The 17095-nt window shown below is 67.5% G+C and carries 17 protein-coding genes; 9 read left to right on the top strand and 8 right to left on the bottom strand.

Translation table 11 applies throughout. From position 1 onward, the window contains the following. Window positions 1–1028 (bottom strand): oxalate/formate MFS antiporter (gene oxlT / locus ASF32_RS09555; protein ID WP_244483617.1); only part of this gene is annotated, 1028 nt, incomplete at its 3' end. A 329-nt stretch (window positions 1029–1357) separates the two neighbouring features. Between oxlT and ASF32_RS09545 the strand changes: the two genes are divergently transcribed. From ASF32_RS09545 to ASF32_RS09535, 3 genes are all read left to right on the top strand, one after another. Next, on the top strand, window positions 1358–1570 hold the full coding sequence (locus tag ASF32_RS09545; protein WP_056251411.1) for a CsbD family protein: 213 nt from the start codon (window positions 1358–1360) through the stop codon (window positions 1568–1570). 217 nt (window positions 1571–1787) lie between these two features. Beyond that, a complete protein-coding gene (locus tag ASF32_RS09540) occupies window positions 1788–2225 on the top strand; it encodes a CsbD family protein (protein WP_056426954.1) in 438 nt (145 codons plus the stop codon). Between the two features lie 88 nt (window positions 2226–2313). Further along, window positions 2314–3090 carry a creatininase family protein gene (locus tag ASF32_RS09535; RefSeq protein WP_056426951.1) on the top strand — a complete coding sequence of 259 codons (777 nt, stop codon included), beginning with the start codon at window positions 2314–2316 and terminating at the stop codon, window positions 3088–3090. Between the two features lie 16 nt (window positions 3091–3106). On the opposite strand, the gene ASF32_RS09530 is transcribed toward ASF32_RS09535, so the two are convergent. Continuing rightward, entirely contained in the window at window positions 3107–3589 is a 483-nt protein-coding gene (locus ASF32_RS09530) for a YcgN family cysteine cluster protein (RefSeq protein WP_018045819.1), read from the bottom strand. Window positions 3590–3940: 351 nt separating this feature from the next. Between ASF32_RS09530 and ASF32_RS09525 the strand changes: the two genes are divergently transcribed. From ASF32_RS09525 to ASF32_RS09515, 3 genes are all read left to right on the top strand, one after another. Continuing rightward, a complete protein-coding gene (locus ASF32_RS09525; protein WP_056426948.1) occupies window positions 3941–6169 on the top strand; it encodes a PBP1A family penicillin-binding protein in 2229 nt (742 codons plus the stop codon). A gap of 73 nt (window positions 6170–6242) precedes the next feature. Next, a complete protein-coding gene (locus ASF32_RS09520) occupies window positions 6243–6890 on the top strand; it encodes a DUF1214 domain-containing protein (RefSeq protein WP_082470592.1) in 648 nt (215 codons plus the stop codon). After that, window positions 6878–7489 (top strand): hypothetical protein, encoded by a 612-nt coding sequence (locus ASF32_RS09515; protein ID WP_200919079.1) that lies wholly within the window; start codon window positions 6878–6880, stop codon window positions 7487–7489. The genes ASF32_RS09520 and ASF32_RS09515 overlap by 13 nt, the downstream gene beginning before the upstream one ends. A 38-nt stretch (window positions 7490–7527) precedes the next feature. Here the strand turns inward: ASF32_RS09515 and ASF32_RS09510 are convergent, their stop codons facing one another. After that, entirely contained in the window at window positions 7528–8340 is an 813-nt protein-coding gene (locus ASF32_RS09510) for a hypothetical protein (RefSeq protein WP_056426940.1), read from the bottom strand. Between the two features lie 72 nt (window positions 8341–8412). Then, entirely contained in the window at window positions 8413–8589 is a 177-nt protein-coding gene (locus tag ASF32_RS25920; protein ID WP_200919078.1) for a hypothetical protein, read from the bottom strand. Between the two features lie 602 nt (window positions 8590–9191). Between ASF32_RS25920 and ASF32_RS09500 the strand changes: the two genes are divergently transcribed. Further along, window positions 9192–9482, top strand: coding sequence for a hypothetical protein (locus ASF32_RS09500; RefSeq protein ID WP_056426933.1), 291 nt, complete (start codon window positions 9192–9194; stop codon window positions 9480–9482). A 221-nt stretch (window positions 9483–9703) separates the two neighbouring features. Then, window positions 9704–10651 carry a glutathione synthase gene (gshB, locus tag ASF32_RS09495; RefSeq protein WP_056426931.1) on the top strand — a complete coding sequence of 316 codons (948 nt, stop codon included), beginning with the start codon at window positions 9704–9706 and terminating at the stop codon, window positions 10649–10651. Window positions 10652–10734: 83 nt separating this feature from the next. On the opposite strand, the gene ASF32_RS09490 is transcribed toward gshB, so the two are convergent. From ASF32_RS09490 to ASF32_RS09475, 4 genes are all read right to left on the bottom strand, one after another. After that, window positions 10735–11244: an OsmC family protein gene (locus ASF32_RS09490; RefSeq protein ID WP_056426926.1), complete on the bottom strand. Its 510-nt coding sequence runs from the start codon at window positions 11242–11244 to the stop codon at window positions 10735–10737. A gap of 91 nt (window positions 11245–11335) precedes the next feature. Then, a complete protein-coding gene (locus tag ASF32_RS09485; RefSeq protein ID WP_056426923.1) occupies window positions 11336–12109 on the bottom strand; it encodes an ABC transporter ATP-binding protein in 774 nt (257 codons plus the stop codon). Window positions 12110–12146: 37 nt separating this feature from the next. Then, a complete protein-coding gene (locus ASF32_RS09480) occupies window positions 12147–12887 on the bottom strand; it encodes an ABC transporter permease (protein ID WP_056427084.1) in 741 nt (246 codons plus the stop codon). A gap of 156 nt (window positions 12888–13043) precedes the next feature. Continuing rightward, the gene (locus ASF32_RS09475) at window positions 13044–13958 is read right to left on the bottom strand and encodes an aliphatic sulfonate ABC transporter substrate-binding protein (RefSeq protein WP_244478218.1); all 915 of its coding nucleotides are present in this window, start codon (window positions 13956–13958) and stop codon (window positions 13044–13046) included. Window positions 13959–14200: 242 nt separating this feature from the next. On the opposite strand from ASF32_RS09475, the gene ASF32_RS09470 reads away from it, so the two are divergent. After that, the gene (locus ASF32_RS09470; protein WP_056426917.1) at window positions 14201–16990 is read left to right on the top strand and encodes a [protein-PII] uridylyltransferase; all 2790 of its coding nucleotides are present in this window, start codon (window positions 14201–14203) and stop codon (window positions 16988–16990) included. The last annotated feature ends 105 nt before the right edge of the window (window positions 16991–17095 follow it).

The following is a 17095-nucleotide window of genomic DNA, read 5'->3' as shown; positions in this document are numbered from 1 at the left end:
GAGAGCAGCACGAACCACAGCGGGTCGTGGCCCCAGAGGTAGAGCATGTAGATGCCGAAGCCTTCCATGGCGAAGGCGATGAACATGGTGTTCTCGCGGCCGATCTTGTCGGAGACCCATCCGAAGAACGGGCGGGTCAGGCCGTTGAGTACGCGGTCGATGGTGGCCGCGAAGGTGATGGCGACCATGGTGATGCCCATGATGGTGACCGGCACCTTGTCGACGCCGATATCGGAGGCGATGGGCTTGAGGTTGGCGGTGATCATCAGGCCGCCGGCGCCGACGATGACGAACATGAAGTACATGAGCCAGAAGATCGGCTGGCGGGCGACTTCRCCGGGGGTGTAGTTGCGCCGGGTCTGGATGATGTTGGCGTTGGCCACGACCTCCGGCACCTGGCCCTTCTTGGGCGAGGTGAAGAAGAAGGCGAGCGCGCAGACGACGAGGCCCTGGCCGATGCCGAAGTTGAAGAAGGCGGCCTGGAAGCCGTGGTCGGCGATCATCCACTGGATCGGGGCGACGGTCAGCGCCGAGCCGGCGCCGAAGCCGGCGGCGATGATGCCAGCGGCAAGCCCGCGCTTGTCGGGGAACCACTTCAGGGCCGAGCCGACACAGGTGCCGTAGACGGCGCCGGCGCCGATGCCGGCCACGACCTGGCCGAGATAGAACATGTTGAGCGAGGCGGCGTAGGAGTTGATGACCCAGCCGATGCCGCAGAGCGCGCCGCCGAACAGCACGACCACGCGCGGGCCGTACTTGTCCACGAACCAACCCTCGATCGGGACCAGCCAGGTCTCGAACAGCACGAACAGGGTGAAGGCCCACTGGATCGCCGCCCGGTCGAAGCCGAACTTCTTCTGAATGTCGGGGACGAAGAACGTCCAGCCGTATTGCAGGTTGGCGATCATCACCATGCAGATCACGCCGATCACCAGCTGACCCCAGCGCCCGAAAGGCGGTGCGGACGCCGTGCCCAGGGTCGGATGGGTGGTCCCGCCCGAACGTGGGATGGCGGCGCGAACGGTCATGACCGTCTTCCTCGGTGTCTCGTCTGTTGTTTGCCGAGTTCTAGCCGGGAATATTTTGAATTCAAGAAACTTTGCTGGCAATGGCGTCGCAAGCCGAAACAAAAAATTTGGATCACGCGTATAAAAAATTCAAACTCTTGCTGCGGAGGCCTTTAACTTCACGTCAGTGCTCAGCTGCGGAGTTCCTCACCCGGATCAGTCGGGAATCGTACAATTCCACGGCCTCGAATCGGAACATTTCAGCAATTGTTATCGTTCGGCTTTCGACTTCGCGGTGCCCGGCGCATGCCGCGTCCCGGCCTCCCCGAGCGATCATGAGGATCATTTCGATGAGCAGCACCACCGACAAGATCAAGGGTCTCGCCAACGAAGCCGTCGGCAACATCAAGCAGGGTGTCGGCTCGGCCACGGGCAACGAGAAGCTGCAGGCCGAAGGCAAGGCGCAGGAACTGAAGGGTGAGGCCCAGAAGACCGTGGGAGACGCCAAGGACGGGATCAAGGGCGCGGCTCAGAGCGCAGCCGACGCCGTCAAGAAGATCTGACGATCCGGCCCGATGCCCAGTCCGGTGAGGGGAGTATCCCTCCCCTCACCGTAGATCGACGTCCATGCGACGTCCGGCTGAGACAGAATCAAAGACCGAACAACGATTCCGAGGGCCGGGACCGGGACCCCGATTCAGGGCCAGTGCCCGGATCGGTGCGACGGCAGGATGGATCGGGCCCACGCCCTTCCATCGGCTCGCGAATGGAGATGTGTCCATGAACAGAGATCATTTCGACGGTGGCGTCCGCAATCTGCAGGGTCGCGGCAAGACGGCCATCGGCGCTGTGACGGGCCGCGCGCGCCAGCAGGTCGAAGGCGCATACGATCAGGCCGCCGGCGCAGCGCAATACGCGTATGGCGAAGCACGCGACACCGTGAACGACCTGCGCCGCGATGGCGAACGCTTCATCGGCGAGGCGAGCTCCCGCGCCCATGCCCTGGCCGACGAAGCAGAGCAGCGTCGCCAAGCGATCGCCGACCGTGGGTATGCACTCGCCGACGAAGCTCAGCGCCGCGGCCGTCACTACCGGGGTGAAGCCGTGCGGCACGGCCGGGCGGTGGCGGCTCGGGCGGACGAGAACAAGGCCGTCACGCTCGCTCTCGTAGCGGCGGCAGCCTTCGGGCTCGGATGGCTGCTGCGCCCCTCGCGCTGAGTCCGAGCTACGGACACCCTTCTTGTGCGGGCCTATTCGGCCTAGAAGACGGCCCTGGCGGCGCGGGGCCGCAAGGGACACGACGACCATGGCGGTGCGGAACTGGTTCGATCTCACGACCGGCGAGATCGAATCCGCCATCGGCCACTCCATCGCCATCCTCCCCGTGGCGGCAGTGGAGCAGCATGGCCCGCATCTGCCGCTGTCCACCGATGTCACCATCGCCGAAGGCTATCTCGCCAAGCTGGCCGAACTCGATGCGAGCGACCTCGACATCCTGGTCCTGCCGGTCCAGAGCATCGGCAAATCGGACGAGCACGACGCGTTTCCCGGCACGCTGACCCTCACGGCCGAGACGGCCCTGCGGGCCTGGGGCGAGATCGGCCGCAGCCTTCATCGCGCCGGATGCGGCAAGCTCGTCATCGTCACCTCCCATGGTGGCAATAGTGGCCTCATCGACCTCGTGGCGAGCGACCTGCGCAGTCTCGGCATGCTCGCCGTCACCACGGCCTGGAGCCGGTTCGGCTACCCGCCGGGCCTCTTTCCCGAAGACGAAATCAGGCATGGCATCCATGCCGGCGCCGTCGAGACGGCGCTGATGCTGGCGCTGAAACCCGATGCGGTGCGTCGGCAGGCCATAGCCGATTTCGAGCCTCGCTCAGTCGCGATGGAGCGCGACTTCACTCACCTGCGCGCCGGCCGCCCAGCCGCCTTCGCCTGGAAGTCGCAGGACCTCCATCCTTCGGGTGCCATCGGCAACGCGACTCTCGGCACGCGCGAAGCCGGCCTCGCGGCCCTCGATCACGGTGCGCGAGCCTTCCTCGATCTCCTGCGCGACGTGGATCGCTTCCGTCTCGATCCGTGAGGCGCCTTCGCGGCGCCTAATCCTCGTCCTCGGTCTCCGGGGTGCGGCCGGGCCAGGTGACGATCTGGTCGAGGAGTTCGTCGGTGGTGAACTCCTCTTCGTTGCCCGAGATCCGGCCGCGCACCGAGATGCCGGCTTCGTGGACGCTGGCCTGACGGCCTGAGACGAGGGGATGCCACGGATAGAGATCCTGGCCGTCGCGCACGAGGCGATAGGCGCAGGTCGGTGGCAGCCACGGGATGGTGCGGACCGCCTCCGGCGTCAGGCGGACGCAATCGGGCACCCGTCTCTGGCGGTTGACGTAATCGCGACAGTTGCAGGCGAGCCCGTCGAGTAGGGTGCAGCCGACATCGGTATGGTAGACCTCGCCGGTATCGTCATCCTCGAGCTTCAGCAGGCAGCACCGGCCGCAGCCGTCGCACAGGCTTTCCCACTCGGACGACGACATTTCGTCGAGGGTCTTCTCCCGCCAGAACGGCTTCGATGGCTCGGGTGCCATTGGGTCCGGGGCAAGGAGGGGGGATGTGCGGTCCCTCATCGGGAGCACCTTCGGGGTTCGAAACGGAGGGCGGAGCGCGCAGGCTCCTTGACGCATGTGGGCCTGATCGGCAAGCCGCGCCACCTCCGCGCCCCATTCCCGGATCAAGGTTGACGAAGGGTTATTCTCGCCGACGTCGCGACGTTTTCGCTTTCCGACGCATTATGGTGCGGGCCGTCCGCGTTCTTCCCCTGCCGAAGGGCGGGTGGTGTGGATTGCCGGGCCTCGCGAAGACGCGCGGAGCTTGGTAGTGCTTGACCTGCGGCATCGGTGAGCGGTGCCGGCCGTGCGTTGAGGGACAGAGATCACGTCGTGCGCCTGCCCAAAGCCACCTCGCTTCTGACGCGCCTGAAACACGCCGCCCTCGGCTTCGATGCCTGGGTGAATGCGAGCCTGTACGACAGCGGCCGCTCCACCGCCGAGACCTACGAGCGTTTCCAGGAACGCATGCAGATCTTCTCGGTGCGCGGCTGGAAGCGTGTCGCCCTGGATCTCACCAGCGAAGCGGTGACGCTCGGGACCGGCGGCGCCGTTCTGATGCTGGCCCTCGCGCAACCCGCCTTCAACCTCACCAGCGAGAACTGGCTGAAGCAGCAGGATCTCGCCGTCACCTTCCTCGACCGCTACGGCGTCGAGGTGGGGCGGCGCGGGATCAAGCACGACGACTCGCTGAAGCTCGACGACTTTCCCGACAGCATGATCAAGGCGCTGGTCTCCACCGAGGACCGGCGCTTCTACGAGCATTGGGGGATCGACCCGATCGGCACGGCGCGCGCCCTCGTGTCGAACTCGCGCGGCGGCGGCAACACGCAGGGCGGCTCCTCCATCACCCAGCAACTCGCCAAGAACCTGTTCCTCACCAATGAGCGCTCCCTGGAGCGCAAGGTGAACGAGGCGTTCCTGGCGCTGTGGCTCGAGAGCCATCTCAGCAAGAACGACATTCTCAAGCTCTATCTCGACCGCGCCTATATGGGCGGCGGCACCTTCGGCGCGGTTGCGGCGGCCGATTATTATTTCGGCAAGCCCCTGAAGGACGTGAGCCTCGCCGAGGCCGCGATGCTGGCCGGCCTGTTCAAGGCGCCGACGAAATACGCGCCGCACGTCAATCTGCCGGCTGCCCGCGCCCGCGCGGTGGACGTGCTCCACAACATGGTGGAAGCCGGCTTCGTCACCGAAGGCCAGATTCAGACGGCATTGCGCAACCCGGCGACGCCGGTGACCCGCACCCGCGACATCACCGCCGATTACTACCTCGACTGGGCCTTCGGCGAGATCAAGGGCATGGCGGATGCCGGCAAGCTGCGCGGCGACCGCGTGCTGATCGTGAAGACGCCCCTCGATATCGGTATCCAGAAACGTGCCGACCAAGCGGTGGAGAACATCCTGCGGCAGTACGGCGACCAGTACGACGTGGACGAGGCCGCCATGGTCATCCTCGATCCGGACGGGGCGCTGCGCGCCATGGTCGGCGGGGCCGATTACGGCGAGAGCCAGTTCAACCGGGCCACCGATTCCCTGCGCCAGCCGGGCTCGTCGTTCAAACCCTACGTCTATGCGGCGGGTCTCGCCGCCGGCCTCTACCGGCCGGACACCCGAGTCGTGGACCGGCCGATCTGCCTCGGCAATTGGTGCCCGCAGAATTACGGCCGCTCGTTCTCCGGCGCCACCAACCTTACCGTGGCGGTGGCGAAATCCATCAACACGATCCCGATCCAGATCTCGGTCGCACTCGGCAAGGCCATCGGCATCAAGGGCGACTTCCCCGCTGCCAAGGCCGGACGCGCCAAGATCATCGAAATGGCCCATCGCATGGGCATCACCACCCCGCTCACCGATTCCGTCTCGCTTCCCATCGGCTCGGCGGAGGTGAACGTCATCGATCAGGCGGCAGCCTATGCGGTGTTCGCCAATGGCGGCCGCAAGGCTAAGCCCTACGCGGCCATGGAGGTGAAGAACTCCTCCGGCGAGGTGATCTACCGCCATGCCGACGAGAAGCCCGAGCAGATCCTCTCCCCCCAGGTGGTGGCCGACATGAACTTCATGTTGAACAAGGTGGTGGAGGAGGGGACCGGCCGTCGCGCGCAGCTCGACGGCATCAAGGTCGCGGGTAAATCCGGGACGACCAACGCCTACAAGGATGCCTGGTTCGTGGCCTATACCGGCAATTACGTGGGCGCCGTCTGGTTCGGAAACGACGATTCCACCTCCACCAACAAGATGACCGGCGGCTCGCTTCCGGCCATGGCCTGGCACGACGTGATGGAGACGGCCCACCAGGGCATCGAGTTGAAGGCGATGCCGGGCCTCAAGGAGAACACCCGTCCGATCGCGCAGGCCGGGTCGTCCTCACCACCCAACGCGGCCGCCAGTGCGGCCGGCAAGCTCTCGCGGCGCTCGTTCGAGGTCATCGGCAGCATGAACGGACTGTTCCGCACCGTGGAGGCGGGGACGCCCGCCGGCGCCCGCGCCGCCGCTGGGGAGACCACGGGCGCCGTCGCCGATGGCGCCCGCCCGGTCGGCGGCCGCATTGGCATCCCGTAGCGACGGTGTCCAACGGCCCCAGGATGTCAGCCGCCGCATGAGCACCACAGATCACCCTGCCCGGTCCGGCGCGATGCCGGGCATCGCGGGCGTCGCCGGCCGGGGAAGCCGCGCCTTTCGGGCCGTCCTGCGCCGGACGTCCCGCGTCGGGCTCGTCTTCTATACGCTCGCCCTCGGCGCGGGCTTGGGGTTGGCGACGGCGGATTATGCCACGCGGGGCGGCTATCCGTTCGGCGGCGTTTCGGTGGGGAGCTGGATCGCCTGGCCGCGCACGGGCTCGCTCGGCGCCGATCCGTATGCCCGCGCGGTGAATGCCCGGCGCGGTGAGATTCCCCTGGCGGTGGGGGAAGGCCTGCTTCTCACCGCCTCCCAGGACGACGAGGGCCGCGCCCTCAATGCGGCCTGCACCTACCGGATCGCCGGCGCGACGCCTCCTGCACGGGCCTGGACCATCACCGTCGCCGGGCGCGGCAAGCGTGACCCCGACCGGCCTGTGATGCGCGAAGGCTTCACCTCCACAGAGGTGCTGCGCGACGTGGACGGGCGCTTTTCCATCGTCCTCGCCCCGGACGTCCAGCCCGGCAACTGGCTGCCCATGCCGCGCGCTGCCGGCCCGGTGCGGCTGGCGCTCCGCCTCTACGATACGCCGGTGGCGGCCAGCGCCGGCACGGTGGAGCGATCCGCGGTTCCCACGATCTCCCGCACGGAATGCGCGGAATGAACCCGACCGGCCGTTTCCTTCTCGCGACCCTCGCCGGCCTCGTCCTGGCCGGGCTGGTGCATATCGTCGTCGTGCTGGCGATCCCGAGCCTGTCGGAATCCGACGCGCTGACGAAGGCACGCACCAGCGAGACGCTCGATCATGCGATGCCGGTCTACACTCTGGCCACCGGCATCAACCCGGCTCCAGCCGAGGCGTGGCTGCCCATTCCCGATCCCTCCGTCGCCGTGGGGATCTGCGCCTACAACCTCGCCGAGGGTCCGATGCGGGTCTCGGCACGGACCGGCGCGCTGATGCTGTCCCTGGCCGTTCATGGCCGGCGGGGGGCCTTCTACGCCGTCACCGACCAAGCGGCGGTGCGCGGCGCCCTCGACCTCGTGATCCTCACCCGCGCCCAATACGACGAAGCCTTGGCCAACGAGGACGAGAACGATGTGAGCCGCGACGTGCGGATCGTCGCCACCGAGCGGGAGGGCTTCGTGGTGGTGCGCGTGGTCGCGGCCCTTCCGAGCCAGCGGCAGGCGGCGAACGAGGCGGTTCAGGCCGTTTCCTGCACCATCGACAGCCCGACCGAGGACGCTGCGAAATCCGGGGGCTGAGGGCCGGCCCCCATCCTCTCCGGACGGGCAGCCCTGATTCAGTACTTCGCGACGATGGGTCGGGCGGCCTCGGCCTCCGGGGCCGCCACCAATCCGCAGCGCGCCTCGGCCTCCGCCGGAAGCAGCGGGTCGAGCATCACCCGGCGTCCGTCGAGGCCGGCGAGGCTGCGCTCGACCGAGACGGCTTCGACCGAAGGGACCTCCACGAGGAGATGCTGCAGGGCGTAGCGGTAACGTTCCGCGCGAACCCCCGTCTCCAGCCGGACCCAGGCCACGAGGCAGCGGTTCTCGGCGACCCGCATGGCGGCCTGCCGAATGCTCTCGTCGTCCAGGCTCTTCACGAAGGGCAGGCTGCGCAGGCGCAGGGTATCGGCATTCGCCACCCGCGCGGCCGTAGCCACGAAGAGTGGGATCAGGCGCCCGTCCGCCGTGATGTCGTCCGACAGGCGACGATAGCGCGAAACGGGCGAGCGGAAGGGCTCCGCGACCAGGGCCGCGTGATAGCTGGCGACGTCATCGTTCCGCCAACTCGGCGGCAGCACGCGGGTGCGGGTGAGATTGGCCAGGGCGTCGGTGAAGGCCTCGTTCTCGGCTGCCGGCATCAGGAAGCGCCAGGCCCGGTCACGCAGGGTGCGCTCGTCATCCGTGAGCGGGAAATACGAGGCCGGCTCGTTGCGGTAATGCGCGGCCACGGTGCCGGTGGATGCCACGAGGCTGTTCCACGCGCTCGGGGCCGGACGGCCGAAATCACCCTTTTGGGCGCAGCCTCCCAACAGCAGAAGCGCGGCGGCGGTTGCGGTTGCGGTCCGGACCGGGCGTCGGGTGGAGCTGACGGAATGGGACGCCGGCATCGCGCTTCCTCGGAGTGACGGTGCTGCTCGGCTCGCGATGACCGGAGGCGGGGTCTCAAGAGGCGTGGGGCGTCAGGAGCGTCGGCGCTGGCGGGGGGCGGGCAACGCCGGGTCGGGCATGCGCTCGTAGCGGACGCCGGTGAACAGCAGGATCTCTCCCGCCATGCCGTCTGCGCTGTCGTCTTCCCTGCGGAAGCGGCGGACGGCGCTCTGGCGGAACGGCACGACGCTCGCGGTCGGGCGCGTCATCGAACGATCCCCCCGGTCGCCCGAAGGCTCTCCGGTATGTAGGTCGGCTTTCTGGGACTTGCGGTCAGGCGTCATCGCTGGCGATCCCATCGATCCTCGATCCGCACCACCCGAACCTGTCGGAAGCGTCCACTCGAATCCCGTCGGGGCCTGGCCCCGTCGAACTCTCAATCCATCGTGATGCAGAGCGGAGATCATCACGGGGTAGTTAACGAAAGGTTTCTGCGCTCCTTCAATTCGAGGGGTGGCGCGGGACGGCTGCCATGGGGAACGCGGTCGCGTGGCAATTTCGCCGCAGCGACGGGGCCCTCCGAATAGGAGGCGGAAACGAACCCTGGCTTGCTCCTTGCTTCGCTCTTCGCTGCCCATGGCGGGCGTTTCCTCCCTTGTACTCGGCCCCGCTCCACCTGTGAGCGGGGCCATTTTCATGACCCGTCTCGCGGTGCATCGAGCAAAAAGTGTGACCGGCACGACACGCTCACCGTCCGCCCCCGTGTCCGATGAGCCTTGGCCGGAACAAGGACGGCATCCCGCGCGCTTGCTAACCCATGGCAGCGGCAGATATGCCGCCTCAATCCGATCCGAGCGAAGGACAACGCAGAATGCGCGTGGCGACCACACGATCCTCCAGCCTCTCGAAGGGCCTGTCCGTGGCTCTGAAAGCCGCTCCCTTCGCGCTCCTTCTCCTTGCGGCCGGCCCAGCCCAGGCCCAGCGTGAAGATCAGGGCCTGCAGCTCGGCTGCGCCAACGACTACTTCCGCCTCTGTGCCGGGGTCGATCCCAACAGCAACGAGGCCGAGAAGTGCATGGAGCGCAATCGCCCTCGTCTCTCTCCCGAATGCCGCAACGCCATCGGCGACTACGACCGTCGCACCGGCGGCAAGTCCCGCTGAGAGGATTAAGTCCCGCTGAGAGGATTAAGTCCCGCTGAGGCGGGACCACGGAGACAAGTCTCGCCGACAGGGGAAAGTCACCCCTCGGCGACGCGTCCCGGTAAGAAGTCTGTCGACGCGAGCCGGGCCGTCGACTAGGCCTGCTGCGTCCGACGAAGACTGGGGACGGGCGGGTCCCCGAGCCTTCGCCGATGCTCGAACGTGAATGAGGCTCGTGCGCCATGGCTCTGACCGTCGCGGTTCAGATGGACCCGATCCAGGCGATCAGGATCGCCGGTGACACCACCTTCGCCCTGCTCCTCGAAGCGCAGGCGCGAGGCCACGACCTTCTGTTCTACACGCCGGACCGCCTCTCCATGCAGGGGCAGGTGGTGACCGCGCGGGTCGAGCCCCTCCGGGTCCAGGATGTGGAGGGCGCTCACGCGACCCTCGGTGCCATGGAGCGTGTCGACTTGGCCGAGGTCGACGTGGTGCTGATGCGCCAGGATCCGCCTTTCGACATGGCCTACATCACCGCGACCCATATGCTGGAGCGGATCCATCCTCGGACCCTGGTGGTGAACAACCCGGCCGAGGTGCGCAACGCGCCCGAGAAGTTGTTCGTCCTCGATTTCCCGCAGCTCATGCCGCCGACCCTGATCACCCGCGACAAGGCGGAGATCGAGGCGTTCCGCGCCGAGCACGGCGCCATCGTCATGAAGCCCCTGCACGGCCATGGCGGCGCGGCGGTGTTCCGGGTGCTGCCGGAGGACGCCAATTTCGGTTCGATGTTCGACCTGTTCTCGGTGACGTTCCGCGAGCCCTGGGTGGTCCAGCGTTTCCTTCCCAAGATCACCGAGGGCGACAAGCGCATCATCCTGGTGGACGGCGAGCCGATGGGCGCGATCAACCGTGTCCCGGCGCTCAACGACATCCGCTCCAACATGGTGCGCGGCGGGGCGGCGGCGGCCTCCGACCTCACCGAGCGCGAGCGGGAAATCTGCGCCACGATCGGACCGGAGCTTCGCCGGCGCGGCCTCATCCTCGTCGGCATCGACGTGATCGACGGCAACCTCACCGAGATCAACGTCACCTCTCCCACGGGCATCCGCGCCATCAAGCGGCTCGGGGGACCGGATCTGGCGGTCTCGGTCTGGGATGCGATCGAAGGGCGAATCGCGGCAGCCTGAGCGCATCTTTCAGCGCCGGGCATGCTCCCCTTTTCCGGCGAGAGGGCTGGAGGCGCCAACCGGGACGCCTTCGCCTTCGCCAATCAGCCTTTCGAGGCGTGGACCGCAAGTTCGGGCTTGTGGTTCAGGGTCTGGAACACGACGCAGTAGCGCTCCGTCAGCTTGAGGAGCTGGTCGAGCTTCTCCTGCGGCGCATCGGTGTCGAGGGCGAAGTTCAGGCGGATCGCGCGAAAGCCCACCGGCGCTTCCTTGTCGACACCCAGCGTGCCGCGGAAGTCGAGGTCGCCCTCAGCGCTCACCGTGCCGGCGCGCAGATCGATCTCGAGGGCGGTCGCCACCGCTTTGATCGTGACCCCGGCGCAGGCCACCAGCGCCTCGAGCAGCATGTCGCCCGAGCAGAGTTCGAGGCCGGACCCGCCGGTGGCCGGGTGAAGGCCGGCGACCGCAAGCGCCCGCCCGGTCTCGACCTTACAGGCGATGGAGGTGTCGTCGAGGGTGCCCTTGGCTTTCAGGGTGATGACGGCCGATTCCGGCGTATTGCGGTACTGGTCCTTGAGAGGGGCCTGGAGCGAGCGCAGGGTGGTGGCGTCCATCGGGTGTTTCCTCGATCGTCTTGGTGCGATTGTCGTCTTGGTCTTTGCCTCGGCGTCTAACCTGGGATGCGCCCGGACGCCAGGGAAGGGCTCACCACCATTGCGCCGCCTCGGTAGGCGCCGCCGCTTGAGCCGGCTTCAGCGAGCGGTCCAGGGCGGCGAGGATGCGGCGGGTGGCTGCCTCGCTATGCGGCGAGGCGGGATCGCGCGGCCGGGCCAGTGCGAGGGGGATGGCATCGTCGAGGCGGCCGGGCTTGGGGCGCATCACCACCGCCCGGTCGGCCAGCGCCACTGCCTCCCCGACATCGTGGGTGACGATGAGGATCGTCGGCTTCGTTTCCTGCCAAAGGGCGAGGAGATGGCCGTGCAGGTCCTTGCGGGTGAAGGCGTCCAGCGCCGAGAACGGTTCGTCGAGGAGGAGCACGCGCGGGTTCGCCACGAAGGCGCGGGCGATGGAGACGCGCTGCTGTTGCCCGCCCGAGAGTTCCCGCGGCCAGCGGCCCGCATGTTCGGCAAGCCCTACCATGTCCAGGGCATGGGTGATGCGTGCCTTGCGCTCCGCCCGGGGCAGGTGGCCGAGGCCGAAGCCGACATTGTCGGCGACATCGAGCCAGGGCAGCAGGCGCGGTTCCTGGAAAACGAGCCCGACGCCCGGATGCGGCTCCGCGATCCGCTCGCCGTCGAGGACGATGCGGCCCTCGCTCGCCCGGTCGAGCCCCGCGACGAGCCGCAGCAAGGTGGTCTTGCCGCAGCCCGAGCCGCCGATGAGCGCGACGATCTCGCCCTGGGGCACGGCGAGGTCGATGCGCTCCAGCGCCCGCGTGCCGTCGGAATAGGTCTTGGACAGGCTATCGAGGGTGAGCATCGCGGGGCACCAGCCTTCTTCGATCCGGTGAGGGGACCTACAACGTCTCCCGCGCCGTGTCCTGCCAGCGCGTGAGAGGCCGGGTCACGGCGACGAGGACGGCATCGGCCAGCTTACCGAGGATCGCAAAAGCGATGATCGCCGCCAGGATCTGGTCGGCCTTGCTGAATTGCTGACCGTCGATGAGGAGGTAGCCGAGTCCTTCGGAGGCTCCCATCAGCTCGGCGGCGACCACGAACAGGAAGCCGAGGCCGAGGCCGGTGCGCAGGGCGGTCAGGGTCGCAGGCAGGACGGCGGGAAGCAGGATACGCCGGGCGAGCTGCAGCTTCGACAGCCGGAAGATGCGTCCGACCTCGATGAGCTTGCGGTCGACGGAGGCGATGGCCCCCGCCACCCCGATATAGACCGGGAAGAACACCCCCACGGCGATGAGCGTCACTTTCGGCGTCTCGAGGATGCCGAGCCAGAGGATGAAGAGCGGCACCCAGGCGAGGGACGGCACGGCACGCAGTGCCTGGAGCGTCGGGTCGAGGATATGGCGGGCTGTGGGAAGCGCCCCGGTCAAGGCGCCCGCCGCGATGCCGGCCAGGGCGCCGAAGGCGAAGCCGAGGGCGACGCGCACCAGCGTCGCCTGGACGTGCATCCACAGGTCGCCCGAGGCGGCAAGGTCGTGGAGGGTCGCCGCGATCCGGCTCGGCGGAGGCATCAGCCGCCCCTGGGCGAGGCCGGTGCGGACGGCGAACTCCCACCCGATAACCAGGGCCAGGGGCAGGATCAGGCCGAGCGCGAGGCGGCCGCCCCGGTGCCAGAAAGTGTCCCCCCGGGGCTTGGGCGACGCCGTCCCGTCAGCCGCGTCGTGCGCGGCCGACACCACGGGGGCAGTCGCAGCGGGCTCGATCACAGCGCGCTCGGTCGCGGCGGACTCGTTCACGGATCAGCGGGCGGCGGGTGCGAATTGCGGATCGATCAGCCCGTCCACCGCCGCCTTCACGTCGGTGCCGGCGGGGATCACTCCGGCCTGCTGCAAGGCGATGCCGGCGGCGGTGATCGACTCCGCTTGAGCCTTGCCGATGGCGGGCCGGGTGAGGTCGGTCCGCTCGATCTGGCGGGCGATCACCGTCTCCGGCAGTTTCGTCACCGTGACGAGGGCGCTCTTCAGGGCGTCCGGATTTTTGATCGCGTAGTCGCGCGCGGTCTCGTAGGCGGCGATGACGGTGCGGACGAGGTCCGGGTTCGCGGCGGCGAAATCCTCGCGCACGTCGAGCACGCCCCAGGTATTGGCGGCGGCATCGCGGTGGAACAGCACGTCGTCGTTCTCGATCTCGGAGGCCGCCATCATCGGGTCGAGGCCGGCCCAGGCATCGACGTCGCCCCGGTCGAGGGCGGTGCGCCCGTCGGCATGCTGAAGCAGGACGAGCTTGGCGTCCTTCTCGGTCAGCCCGGCGCCCTGAAGCGCGCGGATGAGGAAGATATGCGGGTCGGTGCCGCGGGTCACCGCGATGCGCTTGCCCTTGAGGTCGGCGGGCTTGGTGATGCCGCTGTCCTTGCGGGTCACCAGTGCCGTCCATTCCGGACGCGAGAATACGTAGACCGCCTTGATCGGGTTGCCGTTGATCCGGGCGAGCAGAGCCGCGGCCCCCGCCGAGGACCCGAAATCGATGGCGCCGCCATTAAGGAATTCCAGCGCCTTGTTGGAGCCCAGCGACTGGGTCCATCGCACCTTGATGCCCTTGTCCTTCAGGGCCTCTTCCAGGAAACCCTTGTCCTTGAGGATCAGGCTCACCGGGTTGTAGGTTGCCCAATCGAGGCGGATCTCCTTGACCTCCGCCGCCTCGCCGTGACGCGGCATCAGCAGAAGCGACGCGGCGCCGCAGATGACACTCAGGATGGCGCGACGAGACAGTGTCATCGGTCAATGGTCTCCATGGTCCCGGCAGCGGCGCGGGGTTTCCGAGGTAGCCAGGACCGTTCGTTTCGTCAAACAAATTTTCCGGCACGTAGAACGACATCATGCCGAGTGCCCATCACATCTACGCCTCTGCCTAGCGTTGTCTCTGGTGTCCGACCGGGAACATGATAACGGGTTTGCGCATGTTCGACGCCGCCGACGCCCTCAAGACGGTCCTCACCACTCTCGACCGCGACGTGCGCGAGGCGACGCAGCTACGCGCGCTTCTCGTGCCGCAGCTCCGCCGCATCATCGAGCTCGGGCATGCCGATGCCGAAGCCCGGCTGATGGAGGAGCGCAACGGCACCGCCTGCGCCCAGCGCATCAGCAACCTCACCGATGCGGTGATCCGCACGATCCACGATGCGGTGGTGTGGCGGCTCTACCCCAACGATAATCCCTCCACGGGCGAGCAGCTCGCGGTGGTGGCCACCGGCGGTTACGGCCGTGGCACGATGGCGCCGGGATCGGACATCGATCTCCTGTTCCTGCTTCCCTACAAGCAGACCGCCTGGTCCGAGAGCGTCGTCGAGGCGATGCTCTACGTGTTGTGGGACCTCAAGCTGAAGGTCGGCCACGCCACGCGCTCGGTGGAAGAGTGCCTGCGCGAGGGGCGGGCCGACATGACGATCCGCACCTCCCTCCTCGAGGCGCGCTACCTCTTCGGCGCGCGGGCGCTGTACGAGGAGCTGGTCACGCGGTTCGACACCGAGCTGGTCATGTGGACGGCACCGGAATTCGTCGAGGCCAAGCTGCGCGAGCGCGATACCCGCGTCTCGAAATCGGGGGCCTCGCGCTACCTCGTCGAGCCCAACGTCAAGGACGGGAAGGGGGGCTTGCGCGACCTCAACACCTTGTTCTGGATCGCGAAATACACCTACCGCGTCCGCGATCAGAGCGAACTCGTCCCCGCCGGCCTGTTCACGCCGGAGGAGTACCGGGTGTTCGAGCGCTGCGAGGAACTGCTCTGGCGCGTCCGCTGCCACATGCATTTCGTCACCGGACGGTCCGAGGAGCGGCTCTCGTTCGGCCTGCAGCCGCGGATCGCCGAACGCTTCGGCTACGAGCCGCGCGGCGGCCTGTCGGGCGTCGAGCGCTTCATGAAGGCCTATTTTTTGATCGCCAAGGAAGTGGGTGATCTCACAGCCATCGTCTGCGCTGCCCTCGAGGCGCGGCATGCCAAGCGCACGCCGGTCCTCGACCGCTGGATCGGCCGTTTCCGTGATCGTTTCCGCGCCACCGCCATCGAGGCGGAGGATTTCATCGACGATCATGGTCGGATCAACCTGCGCACCGCCGATGCCTTCTCGCGCGATCCGGTGAACCTGATCCGCCTGTTCTGGCTCGCCGATCGCCACAACCTGCCGATCCACCCGGATGCGACCCGGGTCGCCACCCGTTCGCTTCGGCTCATCGGTCATTCGCTGCGCTCCGACACGGAGGCCAACGCCCTGTTCCTCGACGTGCTGACGTCGAAGAACTCGCCGGAGACGATCCTGCGGCTCATGAACGAGGCCGGCGTGCTCGGCCGGTTCATCCCGGATTTCGGCCGCATCGTCGCGCTGATGCAGTTCAACATGTACCACCACTACACGGTGGACGAGCACCTGCTGCGCTCGATCGGCGTGCTGGCGGCCATCGATTCCGGCACGGTCTCCGAAGACCACCCCATCGCCACGCGGCTCATCGACACGATCAGCCACCGCCGCGCCCTCTACGTCGCGGTGCTGCTGCACGACATCGCCAAGGGGCGACCGGAAGACCATTCCATCGCCGGCGCGGCCATCGCCGAGAAGATCGGCCCGCGCTTCGGCCTCACCCAGGCCGAGACCGAGATCGTGGCCTGGCTGGTCGAGCATCACCTGCTGATGTCGATGACGGCTCAGAGCCGCGACCTCTCCGACCCGAAGACGATCCAGAAATTCGCCTCCGTGGTTCAGACCATGGAGCGGCTGAAACTCCTGATGATCCTCACCGTCGCCGACATCAAGGCGGTGGGGCCGGGCGTGTGGACGGCCTGGAAGGGCACGCTGCTGCGCACCCTCTACGACGAGACCGAGGTGCTCCTGTCGGGCGGTCATTCCGAGATCGCCCGGACCGACCGGGTCCGCCTCATCCAGATGGGCTTGCGCGAACAGCTGGCGGATTGGGATCCGACCTTCTTCGATACCTATGCCGCTCGGCACAACCAGGCCTATTGGCTGAAGGTCGACGCCGTCCGGCAGTTCAAGAATGCGGGGTTCGTGCGCGGTGTCATGGAAGACGGTCGCACCGTCGCCACCGTCTACGAGACCGACCCGACGCGGGGCGTGACCGAGATCACAGTCTATTCACCCGACCATCCGCGTCTCCTCGCCATCGTCACCGGGGCCTGCGCGGCGCTGGGCGGCAACATCGTCGACGCGCAGATCTTCACCACGACCGACGGCTTCGCCCTCGATTCGATCTTCATCTCCCGCGCCTTCGAGCGGGACGACGACGAGTTGCGCCGCGCCAAGCGCATCACCACGGCGATCGAGCGGGCGCTGAGGGGCGAGATCCGCATCGCCGATCTCGTGGCCGACCGGCATCCGCCGAGCAACCGCTCCAACACGTTCCTGATCCCCCCCGACATGGCGATCGACAACGCCCTGTCGAGCCGGGAGACCGTCGTCGAGGTCACCGGCCTCGACCGGCCGGGCCTGCTCTACGAGTTGACGACCGCCCTCGGGCGCCTCAGCCTCAACATCACCTCCGCCCATGTGGCGACCTTCGGCGAGCGGGCGGTCGATGTTTTCTACGTCACCGATCTTACCGGCACCCGGGTGATCCAGCCCGACCGGCAGGCGGCGATCCGCAACGCGGTCATGGAGGTGTTCGCCAGCGATGTCGCTGCCCTGAGGGCGGAGGGGTTGGAAGCGCTAGTGGAGTCGCCGCCTCCGCGGGAAGCCTGAGCCCCCTGCAGGCATGAATCACGCAGGGGGCTGAGGCGGGAGACGGCACCAGGGCGGCGCTCGGCTTGATTTCATCCTCTGCGCGTCTGATATCACCTCCGATCC

Origin of the sequence: Methylobacterium sp. Leaf91, from assembly GCF_001422815.1 — a bacterium.
Taxonomy (GTDB): domain Bacteria; phylum Pseudomonadota; class Alphaproteobacteria; order Rhizobiales; family Beijerinckiaceae; genus Methylobacterium.
The sequence above is the reverse complement of the archived record's forward strand: the minus strand, read 5'-3'. Positions and strand labels throughout refer to the sequence as shown.

Bases quoted from the DNA above. Each gene is read 5' to 3' on its own strand.
- ASF32_RS09545 (WP_056251411.1), top strand. From the start codon at position 1,358: ATGAGCAGCACCACCGACAAGATCAAGGGTCTCGCCAACGAAGCCGTC.
- ASF32_RS09540 (WP_056426954.1), top strand. From the start codon at position 1,788: ATGAACAGAGATCATTTCGACGGTGGCGTCCGCAATCTGCAGGGTCGC.
- ASF32_RS09535 (WP_056426951.1), top strand. From the start codon at position 2,314: ATGGCGGTGCGGAACTGGTTCGATCTCACGACCGGCGAGATCGAATCC.
- ASF32_RS09530 (WP_018045819.1), bottom strand. From the start codon at position 3,589: ATGGCACCCGAGCCATCGAAGCCGTTCTGGCGGGAGAAGACCCTCGAC.
- ASF32_RS09520 (WP_082470592.1), top strand. From the start codon at position 6,243: ATGCCGGGCATCGCGGGCGTCGCCGGCCGGGGAAGCCGCGCCTTTCGG.
- ASF32_RS09515 (WP_200919079.1), top strand. From the start codon at position 6,878: ATGCGCGGAATGAACCCGACCGGCCGTTTCCTTCTCGCGACCCTCGCC.
- ASF32_RS09510 (WP_056426940.1), bottom strand. From the start codon at position 8,340: ATGCCGGCGTCCCATTCCGTCAGCTCCACCCGACGCCCGGTCCGGACC.
- ASF32_RS25920 (WP_200919078.1), bottom strand. From the start codon at position 8,589: ATGACGCGCCCGACCGCGAGCGTCGTGCCGTTCCGCCAGAGCGCCGTC.
- ASF32_RS09500 (WP_056426933.1), top strand. From the start codon at position 9,192: ATGCGCGTGGCGACCACACGATCCTCCAGCCTCTCGAAGGGCCTGTCC.
- gshB (WP_056426931.1), top strand. From the start codon at position 9,704: ATGGCTCTGACCGTCGCGGTTCAGATGGACCCGATCCAGGCGATCAGG.
- ASF32_RS09490 (WP_056426926.1), bottom strand. From the start codon at position 11,244: ATGGACGCCACCACCCTGCGCTCGCTCCAGGCCCCTCTCAAGGACCAG.
- ASF32_RS09485 (WP_056426923.1), bottom strand. From the start codon at position 12,109: ATGCTCACCCTCGATAGCCTGTCCAAGACCTATTCCGACGGCACGCGG.
- ASF32_RS09475 (WP_244478218.1), bottom strand. From the start codon at position 13,958: ATGCCGCGTCACGGCGAGGCGGCGGAGGTCAAGGAGATCCGCCTCGAT.
- ASF32_RS09470 (WP_056426917.1), top strand. From the start codon at position 14,201: ATGTTCGACGCCGCCGACGCCCTCAAGACGGTCCTCACCACTCTCGAC.